This window comes from Micromonospora inyonensis, assembly GCF_900091415.1.
In the GTDB taxonomy this organism is placed as follows: Bacteria; Actinomycetota; Actinomycetes; order Mycobacteriales; family Micromonosporaceae; genus Micromonospora; species Micromonospora inyonensis.
Genome location: NZ_FMHU01000002.1, coordinates 1,746,589 through 1,762,071, shown reverse-complemented (window position 1 = coordinate 1,762,071; position 15,483 = coordinate 1,746,589). Strand labels below are relative to the sequence as shown.

General features: G+C 69.0%; 16 protein-coding genes. 8 read left to right on the top strand and 8 right to left on the bottom strand.

All coding sequences use genetic code 11. The features are described from left to right. Positions 1 to 69: 69 nt before the first annotated feature. The 6 genes from GA0074694_RS22270 (at position 70) to recD2 (ending at position 7,055) form a co-directional block, all read left to right on the top strand. Positions 70 to 1,089, top strand: coding sequence for a substrate-binding domain-containing protein (locus tag GA0074694_RS22270; protein ID WP_091461473.1), 1,020 nt, complete (start codon positions 70 to 72; stop codon positions 1,087 to 1,089). A gap of 4 nt (positions 1,090 to 1,093) precedes the next feature. Beyond that, complete coding sequence (locus GA0074694_RS22265) at positions 1,094 to 2,638, top strand: sugar ABC transporter ATP-binding protein (RefSeq protein WP_091461470.1); 1,545 nt, start codon at positions 1,094 to 1,096, stop codon at positions 2,636 to 2,638. Further along, a complete protein-coding gene (rbsD, locus tag GA0074694_RS22260) occupies positions 2,635 to 3,090 on the top strand; it encodes a D-ribose pyranase (RefSeq protein ID WP_091461468.1) in 456 nt (151 codons plus the stop codon). Before GA0074694_RS22265 ends, rbsD begins: the two co-directional genes overlap by 4 nt. 37 nt (positions 3,091 to 3,127) lie before the next feature. Continuing rightward, complete coding sequence (gene deoC / locus GA0074694_RS22255) at positions 3,128 to 3,835, top strand: deoxyribose-phosphate aldolase (protein ID WP_218105776.1); 708 nt, start codon at positions 3,128 to 3,130, stop codon at positions 3,833 to 3,835. Positions 3,836 to 3,914: 79 nt separating this feature from the next. After that, positions 3,915 to 4,682 carry a GntR family transcriptional regulator gene (locus GA0074694_RS22250; RefSeq protein ID WP_091461465.1) on the top strand — a complete coding sequence of 256 codons (768 nt, stop codon included), beginning with the start codon at positions 3,915 to 3,917 and terminating at the stop codon, positions 4,680 to 4,682. A 105-nt stretch (positions 4,683 to 4,787) separates the two neighbouring features. Then, positions 4,788 to 7,055 carry an SF1B family DNA helicase RecD2 gene (gene recD2 / locus GA0074694_RS22245; RefSeq protein WP_091461463.1) on the top strand — a complete coding sequence of 756 codons (2,268 nt, stop codon included), beginning with the start codon at positions 4,788 to 4,790 and terminating at the stop codon, positions 7,053 to 7,055. A 27-nt stretch (positions 7,056 to 7,082) separates the two neighbouring features. Here the strand turns inward: recD2 and GA0074694_RS22240 are convergent, their stop codons facing one another. From GA0074694_RS22240 to GA0074694_RS22205, 8 genes are all read right to left on the bottom strand, one after another. After that, positions 7,083 to 8,534 carry an amidase gene (locus GA0074694_RS22240; protein WP_176738075.1) on the bottom strand — a complete coding sequence of 484 codons (1,452 nt, stop codon included), beginning with the start codon at positions 8,532 to 8,534 and terminating at the stop codon, positions 7,083 to 7,085. 62 nt (positions 8,535 to 8,596) lie between these two features. Further along, positions 8,597 to 9,361 carry an HpcH/HpaI aldolase family protein gene (locus GA0074694_RS22235; protein ID WP_091461458.1) on the bottom strand — a complete coding sequence of 255 codons (765 nt, stop codon included), beginning with the start codon at positions 9,359 to 9,361 and terminating at the stop codon, positions 8,597 to 8,599. Beyond that, a complete protein-coding gene (locus GA0074694_RS22230) occupies positions 9,358 to 10,176 on the bottom strand; it encodes an ABC transporter ATP-binding protein (protein ID WP_091463661.1) in 819 nt (272 codons plus the stop codon). The genes GA0074694_RS22235 and GA0074694_RS22230 overlap by 4 nt, the downstream gene beginning before the upstream one ends. 9 nt (positions 10,177 to 10,185) lie before the next feature. Then, positions 10,186 to 10,959 carry an ABC transporter permease gene (locus GA0074694_RS22225; protein WP_176738074.1) on the bottom strand — a complete coding sequence of 258 codons (774 nt, stop codon included), beginning with the start codon at positions 10,957 to 10,959 and terminating at the stop codon, positions 10,186 to 10,188. Further along, positions 10,956 to 11,657, bottom strand: coding sequence for an ABC transporter permease (locus GA0074694_RS22220; RefSeq protein ID WP_176738073.1), 702 nt, complete (start codon positions 11,655 to 11,657; stop codon positions 10,956 to 10,958). Before GA0074694_RS22220 ends, GA0074694_RS22225 begins: the two co-directional genes overlap by 4 nt. 124 nt (positions 11,658 to 11,781) lie before the next feature. Continuing rightward, positions 11,782 to 12,825, bottom strand: a complete 1,044-nt coding sequence (locus GA0074694_RS22215; protein WP_176738072.1) for an ABC transporter substrate-binding protein — start codon at positions 12,823 to 12,825, stop codon at positions 11,782 to 11,784. Between the two features lie 212 nt (positions 12,826 to 13,037). Beyond that, positions 13,038 to 13,247, bottom strand: coding sequence for a hypothetical protein (locus GA0074694_RS22210; protein ID WP_091461449.1), 210 nt, complete (start codon positions 13,245 to 13,247; stop codon positions 13,038 to 13,040). Between the two features lie 231 nt (positions 13,248 to 13,478). Beyond that, on the bottom strand, positions 13,479 to 13,940 hold the full coding sequence (locus GA0074694_RS22205; RefSeq protein WP_091461447.1) for a MarR family winged helix-turn-helix transcriptional regulator: 462 nt from the start codon (positions 13,938 to 13,940) through the stop codon (positions 13,479 to 13,481). 110 nt (positions 13,941 to 14,050) lie between these two features. Between GA0074694_RS22205 and GA0074694_RS22200 the strand changes: the two genes are divergently transcribed. Next, positions 14,051 to 14,611, top strand: coding sequence for a YceI family protein (locus tag GA0074694_RS22200; RefSeq protein ID WP_091463656.1), 561 nt, complete (start codon positions 14,051 to 14,053; stop codon positions 14,609 to 14,611). A gap of 73 nt (positions 14,612 to 14,684) precedes the next feature. After that, positions 14,685 to 15,449, top strand: a complete 765-nt coding sequence (locus GA0074694_RS22195; RefSeq protein WP_091461445.1) for a pirin family protein — start codon at positions 14,685 to 14,687, stop codon at positions 15,447 to 15,449. Positions 15,450 to 15,483: the final 34 nt, after the last annotated feature.

The following is a 15,483-nucleotide window of genomic DNA, read 5'->3' as shown; positions in this document are numbered from 1 at the left end:
GCTCCGGGCGGCGCTGACCGCCCCGACCCGCACCACACCCCCATCCCCACACCCAAGGAGCACCCCCCGATGAAGCCCACCCTCCGGCGCCGCATCGCGGTCGCCGCCACCCTCGGCCTCACACTGCTGGCCAGCGCCTGCGGCGCCGTCACCCCGGCCAGCACCTCCTCCAGCGGCGACAGCGGCGGCTTCCAGCTCGCCGACTACATCAAGGACGCCGTCGACAAGGGACAACCGCTGAAGATCCGGCTCAGCTACCACGACCCGTCGCTGGCCTTCGCCGTCCCGATCCGGCAGGGCATGGAGCGTGGCGCGAAGGAACTCGGCGTCGAGGCGCAGATGATCGGCCCGACCGGCGGCAACGCCGCCGACCAGGTCGCCGAGTTGCAGACGCTGATCAACCAGAAGCAGATCCACGGCCTGGCGGTCTCCTCGGCCAGCAACGACGCGCTGAAGCCGGTCATCGCGCAGGCGTACGACGCGGGCATCCCGATCATCTCGTTCAACACGAACAACCCGGAGTCCAAGCAGATGGGCTTCGTCGGGCAGGACCTCGTCGCCTCCGGCGAGTCGCTCGCCAAGGAGCTGCTCGGCGTGCTGAAGGGCAAGAAGGGCAAGGTCGTGGTGGTGTCGGTCGACTCCGGCGCCGGCTGGTCCAACGACCGCTTCACCGGCTTGCAGACCGGCCTGAAGGACTCCGGCCTCCAGATCGTCGGCCCGGTGAACACCGGCAACGAGCCGAGCGCGGCGTACAACACCATCGAGTCGACGATGGCCGCGCAGGGTGACGCGGTCGCTCTGGTCTCCCTCGACTGCTGCAGCTTCACCGCCGGGGCCAAGTGGCTCCAGCAGTCCGGCAAGGCCGGGAAGATCCACTCGGTGGGCTTCGACGTGCAGCCGCAGACCGTCGACTACCTCAAGGGCGGCGTGGTCGACCTGACCATCAGCCAGGGGCCGGCCGAGCAGGGCTACCAGGCGGTCAAGCTGCTCGCCGACTACCTGAAGAACGGCACCGAGATCAAGGACGTGGACACGGGCGCGCTCGTGGTCACCCGCGACAACGTCGCCACCGTGCCGATGGAGGGCTGAGCCGATGACCAGCCCGGCCACGATCCTCGCCCCCGCCACGGCCGCCGTCGAGGTGTCCGGCCTGTCGAAGCACTTCGGCGCCGTCCGCGCGTTGCAGGACGTCAGCCTGAGCGTCCCCGCCGGCAGTCTCACCGCCGTCATGGGGGAGAACGGCGCCGGCAAGTCGACGCTGATGAAGATCCTGGCCGGGCTGGACACGCCCACCACCGGCACCGTACGGGTAGCCGGCGAGGAGGTCCGGCGCTTCCACCCGGCCACCCTGCTCAGCCGGCACCAGGTCGCGCTGGTGCCGCAGGAACTCTCCCTCGCCCAGGACCGCACCGTCGCGGAGAACATCCTGCTCGGTGCCGAACCCGGCTCCCGGCCCTTCCCGCACCGCCGCCGGATGGAGGAGCAGGCCGCACACCTGCTGGACCGGCTCGGCCTGCGGGTCGACCCGCGTCGCGCCGTACGACACCTCGACGCGGCGTCCCAGCAGCTGGTCGTCATCGCCCGCTCGCTGGCCCGCCGGGCCCGGGTGGTCATCCTCGACGAGCCGACCTCGATCCTGTCCCCGGCGGAGTCCGATCGACTCTTCGGGGTGATCCGCTCGTTGCAGGCCGACGGCGTCACGCTGCTCTACGTCTCGCACCGGATGCCCGAGGTCTTCGCCCTGTCCCAGCACATCCACGTGCTGCGTGACGGTCGACACGTCGGGCACTGGCCCACCGCACAGGTCACCCCGGACCAGGTGGTCGCGGCGATGGTCGGACGGGAACTCGCCGCCGAGTTCGCCCGGCACGACACTCCCCCACCGGCGGCCACGGCCACACCCCGGCTGTGCCTGCGCGGCGTCTCCGGCACCGGCTTCACCGACGTCGACCTCGACGTCGCCCCGGGTGAGGTGGTCGGCGTGGCCGGCCTGCCCGACAGCGGCCGGATCGAGCTGCTGCGCGGTGTCTTCGGCGCCGACCCGGTGCGCGGCGGCGAACTGGCCCTCGACGGGGAACGGTTCACCGCCCGGTCGCCGCGCGACGCCATCCGCGCCCGGATCGCCTACCTGCCCGGGGAACGCCGGCAGCAGGGCATCCTGCCGACGATGAGCGTCGCCGACAACGTCACCGTGCTGACCCTGGGCCGGCGGCAACGGTTCGGGGTGCTGCGGCGGCGGGCCCTGCGGCGCGACGCCGAGGACCGCGCCCGCGAGCTGACGGTGAAGACCGCCACCACCGCCCAGGGCATCACCCAGCTCTCCGGCGGCAACCAGCAGAAGGCCCTGCTGGCCCGCTGGCTGTCGATCGAGCCCCGGCTGATGCTGCTCGACGAACCCACCCGTGGCGTCGACGTCGGCGCGAAGGCGGAGATCTACCGGCTGTTCCGCAGCCTCACCGGCGCCGGTGTGTCCATCGTCGTCTCCTCGTCGGACCTGCCCGAACTGCTCACCGTCAGCGACCGGATCGCCGTCATGGCCGCCGGCCGCCTGGTCGGTGTGCTCGACGCGGCCGACGCCACCGAGGAGTCGGTGATGGCCCTGGCCACCGGCGCCCACACCTTGAAGGAGAACACATGAAACGCCGAGGTCTGCTCCACGCGGAGCTGTCCGGGGTGCTCGCCACGCTCGGCCACACCGACCTGCTGCTCGTCGTCGACGCCGGGTTCCCCATCCCGCGTACGGCCCACCGCGTCGACCTGGCCGTCGCGGAGGACCTGCCCGACCTGACCACCGTGCTGGCGCTCGTCGCCGACGAGATCATCGTCGAGGGCGTGGTGGTCGCCGAGGACGTCACCACGCACAACACGCCGCTGGCGCAGTGGCTGGGGCAGCGCTTCCCGGGCGTACCGCTGACCACCCGCCCGCACGCCGAGATGCTCGGCGAACTGGCCCACCAGGCCAAGGCGATCGTCCGGACCGGCGCGTTCAACCCGTGGGGCAACGTCGGTCTGGTCTGCGGCGTGGACGTGCCGCGCTGGTTCGACGAGCCCGGCGTGATCGTCCCCGACTACTACCGGGACCGGATGTAGCGGCACCGCCGCGACGTAACCCGATTTGGAGAGAACCGTGAGCACTGCCTTCCTGACCGACGTCGACCTGACCCCCGCGACGTTGGCTCCCCACATCCAGCACACGCTGATCGACGTCGGTGTCACCCACGACCGGATCGTCGCCCACGCCGAGGAGACCGCCCGGTACGGCTTCAACGCCGCGATGGTGCCCGGCTCCTGGGTCGCCGAGGTGGCCGAGGTGCTGCGCGGCACGGGCGTCGAGGTCGCCTCGGCCCTGGACTTCCCGACCGTGGGGGTGACCACCAGCGCCGGCAAGGCCGCCGAGGCGGAGAGCCTGGTCCGGGCCGGCGCCACCCAGATCGACATCGGCGTGCAGATCGGCTGGCTCAAGAGCGGCCGGTACGACGCCTTCCGCGACGACATCGCCGGTGTGGTGAAGGCGTCCGGCGTACCGGTCAAGGTGATGCTCGAACTGCCGCTGCTCACCCCCGACGAGCGGGAGGCCGCCGTGGCACTGTCCATCGAGGCCGGTGCGGCGTTCCTGAAGAACGCCAGCAGCGGCCAGGTCGAGGTCGCCAACCCGGACAGCATCGCCTACCTGGTGGCCCGCGCCCCGGAAGGCGTACAGGTCAAGGCGTCGGGCAGCATCAAGTCCTTCGCGCAGGCGCTGTCCCTGCTGCGCGCGGGGGCGGTGCTGCTCGGCACCAGCGCCGGGGTGGCTATCGTCACTGACAACGTCACCGAACACACGACGAGCTACTGACCGTCTGTCGCCCCTCGACACGCGTGCCCGGCCGGTGGCCGGCGCCGGTCGGGGGGCGACGGCCCCCACGGAAGGTGCCATGTCCGACCGACCACACCCCGACGGGGTGACCGAGCAACTCGACCGGGACGCGCCGGCCCCGCTGCACGCGCAGGTGTCCGAGCAGATCCGGGCGAAGATCCTGTCGGCCGAGTGGCCACCGCACTACCGGCTGCGCAGCGAGCCGGAACTCGCCGCCGACCTGGGCATCTCGCGTGGCACGCTACGCCGGGCGCTGGCGACCCTGATCCGCGACGGCCTGCTGGTGCAGGTACGCGGGCGGGGCACGTTCGTCACGTCCACCACGATCGAGCCGTCCATCGCGCAGAAGCTGACCACCCTCTCCGAGGACTTCGCCCGGCAGGGTGTCCCGTACACCACCGAGGTGGTCTCCCAGCGGGTGATGGCCGCCCCGCCACCGCTGGCCACCCTGCTCGACCTGAGTCCCGGCCAGTCGGTGCTGCGCCTGGAACGGCTCCGTTCCGCCTCCACCGGGCCGGTGGCCTGGCTGGTCAACTACGTCCGTACCGACCTGACGCCCGGACTGGAGCAGGCGGACCTGGCCGACCGCTCCCTGTTCGGCCTGCTCGAGAACGAGTACGGGTTGAAGATCACCACCGGTCGGCGGACGTTCACCGCGACCGCCGCCACCGACCGGATCGCCACCGCGCTCGGCGTGGCCGAGGGTTTCCCGCTGCTGTACCTGGAGCAGATCACCTACCTCCACGACGGCCGTGCGATCGAGTACTCCGACGTGTGGATCCACAGCGAGCGGATGCGGGTCACCTCCCTGCTCAGCCGTCGCTGAGCCCCGGCGGCGGACACACCTGCCGGGGTCGGCTCCGCGACGGCGGACGCGGACGGCGCGCCGTGCCCACCGGTGTGTCGGACGGGTCTGCCATCATCGTCTGCGATGACCGCCGTACCGCCCACCCCGGCCGCCCCGGCCGCCCCCGCCGCCCCCGCCCGGGGCGCGACGCTGGAGGCGGTGCTGGAGCGGATCACGTACGTCAACGAGGAGACCGGGTACACGATCGCCCGGGTCGCCACCGACCGTTCCGGCACCGACCTGCTCACCGTGGTCGGAGCCCTGCCCGGCGTGCAGCCCGGGGAGCGGCTGCGGATGGTCGGCCGCTGGGGATCGCACCCGAAGTACGGCCGCCAGTTCGAGGTGCACAGCTGCACCAGCGTGCTGCCCGCCACGGTGCAGGGCATCGAGCGCTACCTCGGCTCGGGGCTGATCAAGGGGATCGGGCCGAAGATGGCCGCCCGGATCGTCGCGGCGTTCGGTGCCCAGACCCTGGACGTCATCGAGAACGAGCCGGGCCGGCTGATCGAGGTCCACGGCCTCGGCCGCAAGCGCACCGCGGCGATCGGCACGGCCTGGCAGGAGCAGAAGGCCATCAAGGAGGTGATGGTCTTCCTCCAGGGCGTCGGCGTCACCACCTCGCACGCCGTGCGCATCTACAAGGAGTACGGCGACAACGCGATCTCGGTGGTGCGCAACGAGCCGTACCGGCTGGCCGCCGACGTGTGGGGCATCGGCTTCCGGACGGCCGACAGCATCGCCCAGGCGGTGGGCATCCCGCACGACAGTCCGCAGCGGGTGCAGGCGGGCATCCGGTACACCCTCTCCGAGGCCGCCGACAACGGGCACTGCTACCTGCCGGAACCGAACCTGCTCGCCGACGCCGCCGCGATCCTGGGGGTGCCGGCGCCGCTGGTCGCCGAGTGCCTGACCACGCTGGCCTCGGACGAGGGGGTGGTGCGGGAGCCGGTGCCGAACCCGAGCGGCGACGGCGGCACCATCCCGGCGGTGTACCTGGTGCCGTTCCACCGGGCCGAGTCGGCGCTCGCGGCGAGCCTGGTCCGGCTGCTGCGCGAGCCGGCCGACCGGATGCCGGTCTTCGCGGGCGTGGACTGGGGCCGCGCGCTGGCCTGGCTGCGGGCCCGGACCGGGGCGGAGCTGGCTCCCGAGCAGGAGCAGGCGGTACGACTCGCGCTCACCTCGAAGGTCGCCGTGCTCACCGGCGGCCCGGGGTGCGGCAAGTCGTTCACCGTCCGGTCGGTGATCGAGCTGGCCACCGCGAAGCAGGCGAAGATCGTGTTGGCCGCGCCGACCGGGCGCGCCGCGAAGCGGCTGACCGAGCTGACCGGGCAGCCGGCGACCACCGTGCACCGGCTGCTCCAACTGCGGCCGGGCGGGGACGCCGCCCACGACCGGGACAACCCGCTCGACGCCGACCTGGTGGTGGTGGACGAGGCGTCGATGCTCGACCTGATCCTGGCCAACAAGCTGGTCAAGGCGGTACCGCCGGGGGCGCACCTGCTACTGGTCGGCGACGTCGACCAGTTGCCCTCGGTGGGCGCGGGCGAGGTGCTGCGCGACGTCCTGGCCGCCGCGACCGTCCCCCGGGTCCGGCTGACCCGGATCTTCCGGCAGGCGCAGGAGTCCGGCGTGGTGGTCAACGCGCACCGGATCAACGCGGGCCAGCCCCCGGCGTTCGAGGGGTACCCGGACTTCTTCCTCTTCCCCAGCGACGAGCCGGAGGCGACCGCCGAGCAGGTGGTGGAGATCGTCGCCCGGCGGATTCCCCGCCGCTTCGGTCTGCATCCCCGCGACATCCAGGTGCTCACCCCGATGCACCGGGGACCGGCCGGCGCGGGCAACCTCAACGCGTTGCTGCAACAGGCGCTCGCGCCGCACCGGGACGGCGCGCCGGAGCGGCGGCACGGGTCACGGGTGTTCCGGGTCGGCGACAAGGTCATCCAGATCCGGAACAACTACGAGAAAGGCGCCGCAGGCGTCTTCAACGGCACGGTCGGCATGGTCACCGCGATCGACCCCGACGAGCAGACGCTGACCGTCCGCACCGACGAGGACGAGGACGTCGGGTACGACTTCCACGAGCTGGACGAGTTGCAGCACGCGTACGCGATCACGGTGCACCGTTCACAGGGCAGCGAGTACCCGGCGGTGGTGGTACCGGTGACCATGGGGTCGTACATGATGTTGCAGCGCAACCTGCTCTACACGGCCGTCACCCGGGCCCGGAAGCTGGTCGTGCTGGCCGGCTCCCGCCGGGCGCTGGCGATCGCCGTGCGGACGGCGGGCACCGGCCGTCGACACACCGCGCTCACCCACCGGATCACCGGCCAGCTGCCGTGGCCGCGTTCCTAGCTGGCGTAGCACCTGCGGGTCCAGGCTCTACCGGGCGTTCGTGCCTGCTCCTCGCACCGCCGGAGGCACCATCCGATCCTTCCACGGTGCAGCCTCCTCGAGCTGCGTTGCGAGCGACAGGAGTACAGCTTCGTCGCCGATACCACCGACGAACTGCACGCCAAGCGGCAAGCCCGACGAAGTCGACCCGAGCGGCAGACTGAGGGCGGGCTGCCCGGCCATGTTGAACGGGACCATGAACTGCATGTCCTCCAGCAGTCGGTCGTGGTAGCTGTCGATACTGGACGACATGTCGTACCACCCGAGGGGCCGGCTGGTCACGGGCATGACCGGTGTGATCACCACGTCGAAGGGCAGCTGATCCACGGTGAGCTGCCGACCCACCTGCCGCAGCCGCTCAGTGTCGACGGCGTGGCTGACCGCGCTGAACTGACGACCGAGCTCGATCATTTCCCACGTGACGGGCTCGACGTCCGCAGACGTCACCTGCCGCCCCATCGCATGGCCCGCGGCCTCGAACATCATCGTTGCCGTCGTAGCCGTGATGCGAACGAAGAACTCCCGGATGTTGCCCCAGTCGTAGCGCAGGTCGAAGTCCGCGACCTCGTGGCCGAGGGTCTCGCAGAGCTTGGCCGCGGCCTCGACGGCGGCCCGAACCTCCGGGTCCACCGCGTTCCCATCCGGACGCGTGGACATGACGCCGATGCGTAAGCGGTCGCGGGGGACCGCCGAGCTCTCGAGGAACGACACATCCGGCATGGCCAGGGCATACGGCTCCCCGGGAAGTGCGCCACCGATGACGTCGAGGTAGGCGGCCGTGTCACGCACGGTCCGGGTTACGCAGTTGAACACTGCGGATCCAGACCACAGGTCGACGACGCCTGGACCCATCGTCGTGCGTCCACGGGAGATCTTGAGGCCGACGAGGCCGTTGATCGCGGCGGGAACGCGGATCGAACCGCCGAGGTCGCTCGCGTCGCCGATCGGGACCATGTGCGTAGCGACAGCAACTGCCGAACCGCCGCTCGAACCGCCGGGCACGAGAGACTCGTCCCAGGGGTTCAGCGTCCGACCGTGGAAACGGGACTCGACCGAGTAGCACCAGCCGTTCTCCGGGACGTTCGACTTTCCGACCGGAATGATGCCGGCAGCCTTGACACGCCGCGCGATCTCAGAATCCGACGACGCGACGTGGCCGGCGAAGAACGCGCAGGAGTTGGTTGTCGGCATCCCCGCCCAGTCAAGAGCGAGATCCTTCGCCACGAACGGCACCCCCGCGAGGGCGCTACTTTCTGGAGTGACCTCGCGCGCGAGCTTCCGGGCGTCGTCGTACGCCTTGTACACCAGGGCGTTGAAGTGCGGGTTCAGCTCCTCGATGCGCTCGATTGCCTCTTCCAGCACCTCAGACGCCGATACCTCACCGGCGGCGATCGCCCTGGCAATTCCCACGCCGTCTTCCTGGTCGATGATCTTCGTCATCGCGTTCTCACCTTCGTTGTCGGATACCGGGAGCAGAGTTGTTTGTGAGGCTCCAGGGACAGTCATTCGCCGAGAAGCTCGAGGACGCGCGTTCGTTCTGCCTCTGCTTGCTCCCCCAGGAAGGAGACGTCGCCGCTCAGCAGGAAGAACGTCGCCCCGAGCTCCCGCCAGTGCGGCAGGTCACCTCCGGTCAGGGAGAAGATCCCGCTCAGCTTCCCTGCGCGCTTGACCTCGGCAAGAATCCCGGCCACCGCCGCCGTGTGCTTCTCCGATCCCATGCCGACACCCATGGAGACCGCGAGGTCGCCGGGCCCGACGAAGATCATGTCGACACCGTCGACAGCCGCGATCTCGTAGGCGTTCTGCAGGCCGAGCTCCGTTTCCACCTGGAGGATCAACGCGACGGACGAGTTCGACTCTCTGACCGAGGCAACGAGATCCTTGCCGAAAGCAGTGCTCCGACCAGGACCTGCCCCGCGCTGGCCCTGGGGCGGATACCGCACCATGTCCACACAGGCTTGGGCCTGCTCAGGTGTCTCGACACGGGGAACGACCACGCCGAGAGCCCCCGAATCCAATGCGCGCCCGATCTCCGGCCCGACGCCCGGCACCCGCACGAGTGCAGCCACACCGAACGAGTCGGCGGCCCTGATCATGTTCTCGATGAGCTCAGGGCCGAGCGCGGTGTGCTCCGAGTCGATACACACCGGATCGAACCCACGACGCGCGAGGATCTCGACCGTCGCCGGGCTGCTGATGCCGACGAAGGTACCCATCGTGATTTCGCCCGCGAGGAGCCTGTCTACCGAGTTGCTTCTGCTGATCATTGAGAAAGCCTTTCGAGCGCTTCGAGCTGGGCAGTTCTGATGAGGCCGAGAACGTGCGATCGGAGCTCGCCGAACCTCGGATCCTCCCTCGTGCTGAACTGGTCTCGCTCAGGACCGAAGTGGGTCGACACGATCTCCTGGACGGTCGCTGGATTCTTTGACAGGACGACGATCCGATCCGACATGTAGACCGCCTCGTCGATGTCGTGGGTCACCACCACGACCGTGACGCCCTGGTCTCGCTTGAGCGCGAGCGTGAGATCCTCCAGCTCTAGGCGCGTCTGCGCATCGACCGATGCGAAGGGTTCGTCCATCACGAGCACTTCGGGACCGGTGACGAGCGCTCGAGCGATCGCCACCCGCTGCTGCATACCGCCGGAAAGCTGCCAGGGGTACTTCGTCTCGGTCCCTGCGAGCCCGACGTCATTGAGTACGCGAGTGACCTGCTGCCGTCTGACGTGACGCTTCACCCCTCTCGCCTGCAGAGGCAGCTCGACGTTTCGCGAGACCGTCATCCATGGGAACAAGGACCGGGTGTAATCCTGAAAAACGATCGAAATGCGCGCGTCAGGTCCGCGGAGCCGTTCGCCGTCGAGGGAGATGGAGCCTGCGGTCGGAGGCATGAGCCCGGTGAGACATCTCAGGAGAGTCGTCTTCCCGGCACCGGACGGCCCCACGATGCAAACGAATTCTCCGTCGACGATGTCGACAGAAATGTCCGCCAGCACGTTGACGCGTTCCGGTCCGCCGCCGTACGACTTGCTCACGCCGTCGACGCGCAAGCGGTGAGTCGTGTCCTGAACGGTCATCGTCATCTCCAACACCTATCTGTCGCGCGCAACACGACTCATTCCGATGTGCCAGGCCAACATGCGTGACCGCGCGGCCTTGAAGAGCGCGGCGATCAGGAATCCGATGACGGACAGCAGCACCATGCCCGACCACACACCGGCAGCGTCGAATGTCGCCTGCGCCTGCATGGTCAGGTAGCCGATGCCGTGTGTTGCGGCAACCATTTCACTGGCCACCATCAACACGATTGAGATCTGCAGACCCGTCTCAAGGCCGCCGAATACCGCCGGGCCCGCCGCCGGACCGTAGATCTGCGCGACCGCCCTGAAGCGGCCGATTCTCAGTCCCCGCGAGACCTCGGTGAGCACGGGGTCGATGCTGCGGACGCCGTCCAGAGAGGCGATCAGGATCGGGAACAGCGAGCCCACGAAGATGATGGCGACCTTGGAGGCGTCGCCCGTACCGATGATGAGCACCAGGGGTGGGATGACCATGATCGGCGGGACGGACCGGAAGAAGTGCACTAGCGGCATGAAGAGATTCTGGAGCCAGATCACGCGACCAAGGACCAGTCCGAGCGTCACCCCCGTGACGGCGGCCACGGAAAAGCCGATCACGAGGTTCCTGAGGCTGGGCACGACATCCGTCGCGAAGTGTGCGAACAACCACGTGTCCTGGAAACTCTCCCATATCCTGCCGGGTGGCGGAAAGTAGGGGCTCGGCGAGTTCGACGTGAATCTGACGTACAGGTAGAACACGAGGCAGGGGATGACAAGGCCGAGAATCGCACGCGAAGGCAGTTTCACGACTGTGTCCCTCGTCCCCAGTTGTCATGGGTGATGACGCGCTGCGTCACGGCCAGCACCAGGGTGAGCAACAGCCCCAGCACGCCGGCCCAGACCGTCCCGGCGAATACCGTCGCGCCTTGACCACTCTGCTGTGCGAGCAGGATGAGATTGCCCAGACCGGGAGCACCAGCCAACAACCCGACCCCCACGGACATCATCAGAGCCGTGGCCGACCCGATGCGCAGACCGGACAAGAGATAGGGAACGACACTCGGCAGCACCACCGACAGCTGGGTCCTCGCCGCGCTCAGGCGAAGCGCGCGCGCGGTGTCGAGTGCGACGGGATCGACATCGCGAGCTCCTGCCTGCACCTGGATGAGAATCGGCCACAGTGCTGCGATCGTGGCCAGGAGGACACCCAGATTGCGGGTCGGGCCGAGAGCCAGAAGTGCGAGCGGCAAGATCACGACCGGCGGGATCGGCTTCAGAACCTGCACCACAGGGTCGAGGGCGGCCGACAAGGACGGCTTGAGACCCATGGTGAGGCCGAGCACCGCACCGACCAGCAGGGCGATCAGCGTCCCTGAAGCCGCCATGACGAGGTTCTCACCGACGACCTGCCAGAAGCTGCCGTCGGTCGCCAGCTCTCCCGCGGTTCGGATCGTCTCCGAGGCTGTGGCGAGGCCCGCTGTGTCGCGAAGCGGACCGACAGTCACGAAGTACTGCCAGACCAGCAGCCAAAGCCCAATCCCACACGCACCGAGCAAGAGGGGTCGGAGCCTGGTCGGACGCAGCCCGGCTCTCGATTTCGACCTGATGGGGAACATCTGCTGCACCGCCTCAGGAGTTCGGACGATAGCTGCTCAGGTCCGGTTCCGTGCAGTAATCTTCCGGGATGAGGAGGTCCTTCACGTCGACCTTCTTGGCGAGCAGCTTGTACTTGAGCATCAGGTCCCGGAAGTTTTCGAGATATTCCGTGTTGGCGCACTTGTAGAAGTAGGCGATATTCGCGTGCTCGAAAGTGCTGAAGGGAACGTTCTGCGCCTTCGCGATGGCCCGCCGCACGCCGTCGTGGTCCGCGTTGGCGTTGACGTTCGCCTCGCGCATGGCACAGTTGAAGCGCGCAACGGTTTCCCGGTTCTTGGCGATGTACGACTCCGACGCGACCATCGAGGAGTTGATGCCCTGGTGCAGTGCCTCGACCCCGACCCACGAGATGATCTGTCCGCCGCCGGCGAGAGCCTTGCTGGTGAACGGGTCGGAGGTGTAGATGGCATCGACCTTGCCGGCAAGGAATGCGTTCAGCCCGTCCGCAAGGGGCATGTTCAAGAGCTTCACGCTGCGCGAGTCGCCGCCGTCGTTGTCGATCACGGTACGAGTCGACAACTCCGACTGGCCCTTGACATCGATGACTGCGACGGTGTGACCGGCGAGATCGCGGGGGCGGTCCAACCCGCTGCCCTTCTTGGTCACCAGCGACGAGACCTCAGTCGTCCATCCCGGCTCGCCCGCCTTCATCCTGTCGTAGTAGCCGGGGGCGATGCCGGCGAACGGCGCAACCATCTTGAACGACGCCCCGTTCGCACGTGCGGTGAGGAGCGAGATCGTCGATGCGAATGCGAAGTCGCTCGTCCCTCCCTGCACAGATGCCAGCGCGGCAGCAAGGTCAGCGACGGGCTGGACCTTCAGGTCGAGTCCGTACTTCTTGAACGTACCGTTATCGATCCCCATGTAGAGCGCGCCCGTTGTCGCAAACGGCAGCGCGGCCACGGACACCGTTGTTGTCGACGTAACACTCCCTGGGGCATCGCAGGAGAACTCCGCCGTAGCGATGCCCTCGGGGGGCGTCGAGCTGCCGGCGCCGCACGCCGACAGCAGTGCCACAGCAACAGCGGAAGCAACGCTAAAGCTGAGCGAACGAAGAGGCGCCTTCATAGATGTTCCTCCATCGCAGGTGCCGGGTGCGCGAACGAGCCAAGGAGCAGTCAGCCACTCTGTGCGCATCTGGTGACGTCCGTAACGTAGGCGCAATACCCGGACCTGTCAACAGATTCTTCCCTGGGCCCTGTGCAGCACCGCGTTGGTTCTTCGGGGGGTTATGCGGCCTCGAGTGGGGTGCCGTCGTAGGTCCAGCGGTAGGGCTTGGCGGTGGTGTTCTTGTTGATCACGCGGGTCGCGATCCTGTCGATGAGGTCGGCGCGTGAGGTGAAGTCGCCCTGCCGGATGACCCGGTGGGTCGACGCGGAGAAGACAGCTCGGTCCGGTCGAGCCAGGAGGCGTGGACGGGGGTCCGGACCACGTGCCACCGGGGATGGGCGGCCAGCCAGGCGCGGGTGGCTCTGGCGACGCGGGACGAGCCGTTGTCGAGCACGACGTGGATCTGCTTACGGGGGTCGATGGCCTGGCCGAGCATGGCTCAGAACGCTCGGAACGTGGCGGAGTCGTTAGCGCGGCGTGCTGCGCCGGCGGTCCCGCCCGCAGGGCGGTCCGACCGGCATGGCTCCCCCACCGCCCGGCATCCGGGCCGGTCCGGCGGGTCAGTCCTGCTCGTCGGCGTCCAGCCGGCGCAGCACCCGGGTGGCGAGACGTTCCAGAGTGGCCACCCCGTCCCGGTCGAGCTGGTCGAGGAAGAACTCCCGGACGGCCGCCACGTGCCCCGGGGCGGCACCCTCGATGGCCTCCCGTCCGGCGGGGGTGAGCACCACGAAGGCCCCGCGGCGGTCGCCCGGGCAGCCCTCGCGGTCGACCAGGCCCCGGCGCTGCATCCGGCTGAGGTGGTGGGACAGGCGGCTCTGCTCCCACTCCAGTTGCTCCTGGAGCGCGAAGGGGCGCAGTCGCCCCCCGTCCGCCTCGGTGAGCGCCACGAGGACCTCGTAGTCGGCGAGGGACAGGCCGGAGTCCTGCTGCAACTGCCGCCCCAGTCGGGCGGTGAGCCGGTTCTGCATCTGGAGGTAGGCCCGCCAGGCGCGCTGTTCGTCGTCGTCGAGCCATCGGGTCATGACTCCACCCTACCAGTGATCGATGACACATCATGTAGGGAATGGATGACGGGTCATGTAGGTTGAGGCAGACGTAAATGACACATCATCGGACCCGCCTGGAGGACGTCATGACCGCACCGACCGCCGAACTCGCCCAGCTCACCGGCGTCTACACGCTCGACCCGAGCCACAGCCGGATCGGCTTCGTCGCTCGCCACGCGATGGTGACCAAGGTCCGGGGGGCGTTCAACGACTTCGAGGGCCGGGTGGTCTTCGACGGCGACGACCCGAGCGCGACCGCGGTGACCGTCACCATCAGGGCGACCAGCATCGACACCCGCAACGCGCAGCGCGACGAGCACCTGCGCAGCAACGACTTCCTCGCCATGGAGACCCACCCGGAGATCACCTTCGTCTCCACCGCGTTCCGGCAGACCGGCGCGGACACCTTCGACCTGACCGGTGACCTCACCGTCCGGGGCGTCACCCACCCGGTGACCATCCCCTTCACCTACGAGGGCTCGGCCACCGACCCGTTCGGCAACCTGCGGGTCGGCTTCGAGGGCGCGGTGACCATCAACCGTCGCGACTACGGGGTCACCTGGAACGCCGCCCTGGAGACCGGCGGCGTCCTGGTCAGCGACAAGATCGTCCTCGAGTTCGAGGTCTCCGCGATCAAGCAGTCCTGACCCGTGGGGCGCGCCGCGCCGACGGTGCGCCCCCACTTCCCCACCGACCGCCTTCCCGTGGAGAGGACCTCCCGTGAGCACCCTGCTGACCCCCCGCGTCGACATCCGCCGGGCCGACGAGCGGTTCGTCACCGACATCGGCTGGCTCGACTCGAAGCACTCGTTCTCGTTCGGGCGGCACCGCGACGCGGCCAACACCCACCACGGGCTGCTCTTGGTCAACAACGACGACATCGTCACGCCCGGCACCGGCTTCGAGACCCACCCGCACCGGGACATGGAGATCGTCACCTGGGTGCTGCGGGGTTCCCTGGTCCACCAGGACTCGACCGGCCACTCCGGGGTCATCTACCCGGGGCTGGCCCAGCGGATGACCGCCGGTCGCGGCATCCTGCACTCGGAGAAGAACGACTCCTGGCGCATCGAGGGCGAGCGGCACGCCGAGCCGGTGCACTTCGTCCAGATGTGGGTGGTGCCCGACGAGACCGGTCTGACCCCCGGCTACGAACAGCTCGAGATCGACGACGAGCTGCTCGGCGGCGGTCTGGTCCCGGTCGCGTCCGGGATGGACCGGCACGACGGGGAGGCCGCCATCCGGATCCGTAACCGGTACGCCGCCCTGCACGCGGCCCGGCTCGAACCCGGCCGCAGCGTGCCACTGCCGGACGCGCCCTTCCTGCACCTGTTCGTGGCCCGGGGCGCGGTGGAACTGGAGGGCTCCGGCCCGCTGGGCACCGGCGACGCCGTCCGGTTCACGGCCGGCGGCGGCCACCGGGTCACCGCCACCGAACCCGCCGAGATCCTGGTCTGGGAGATGCACGCCACCATCGCCGGCTGACCCGGACCGGATCCCCACCCGCGAGGAAACGCAC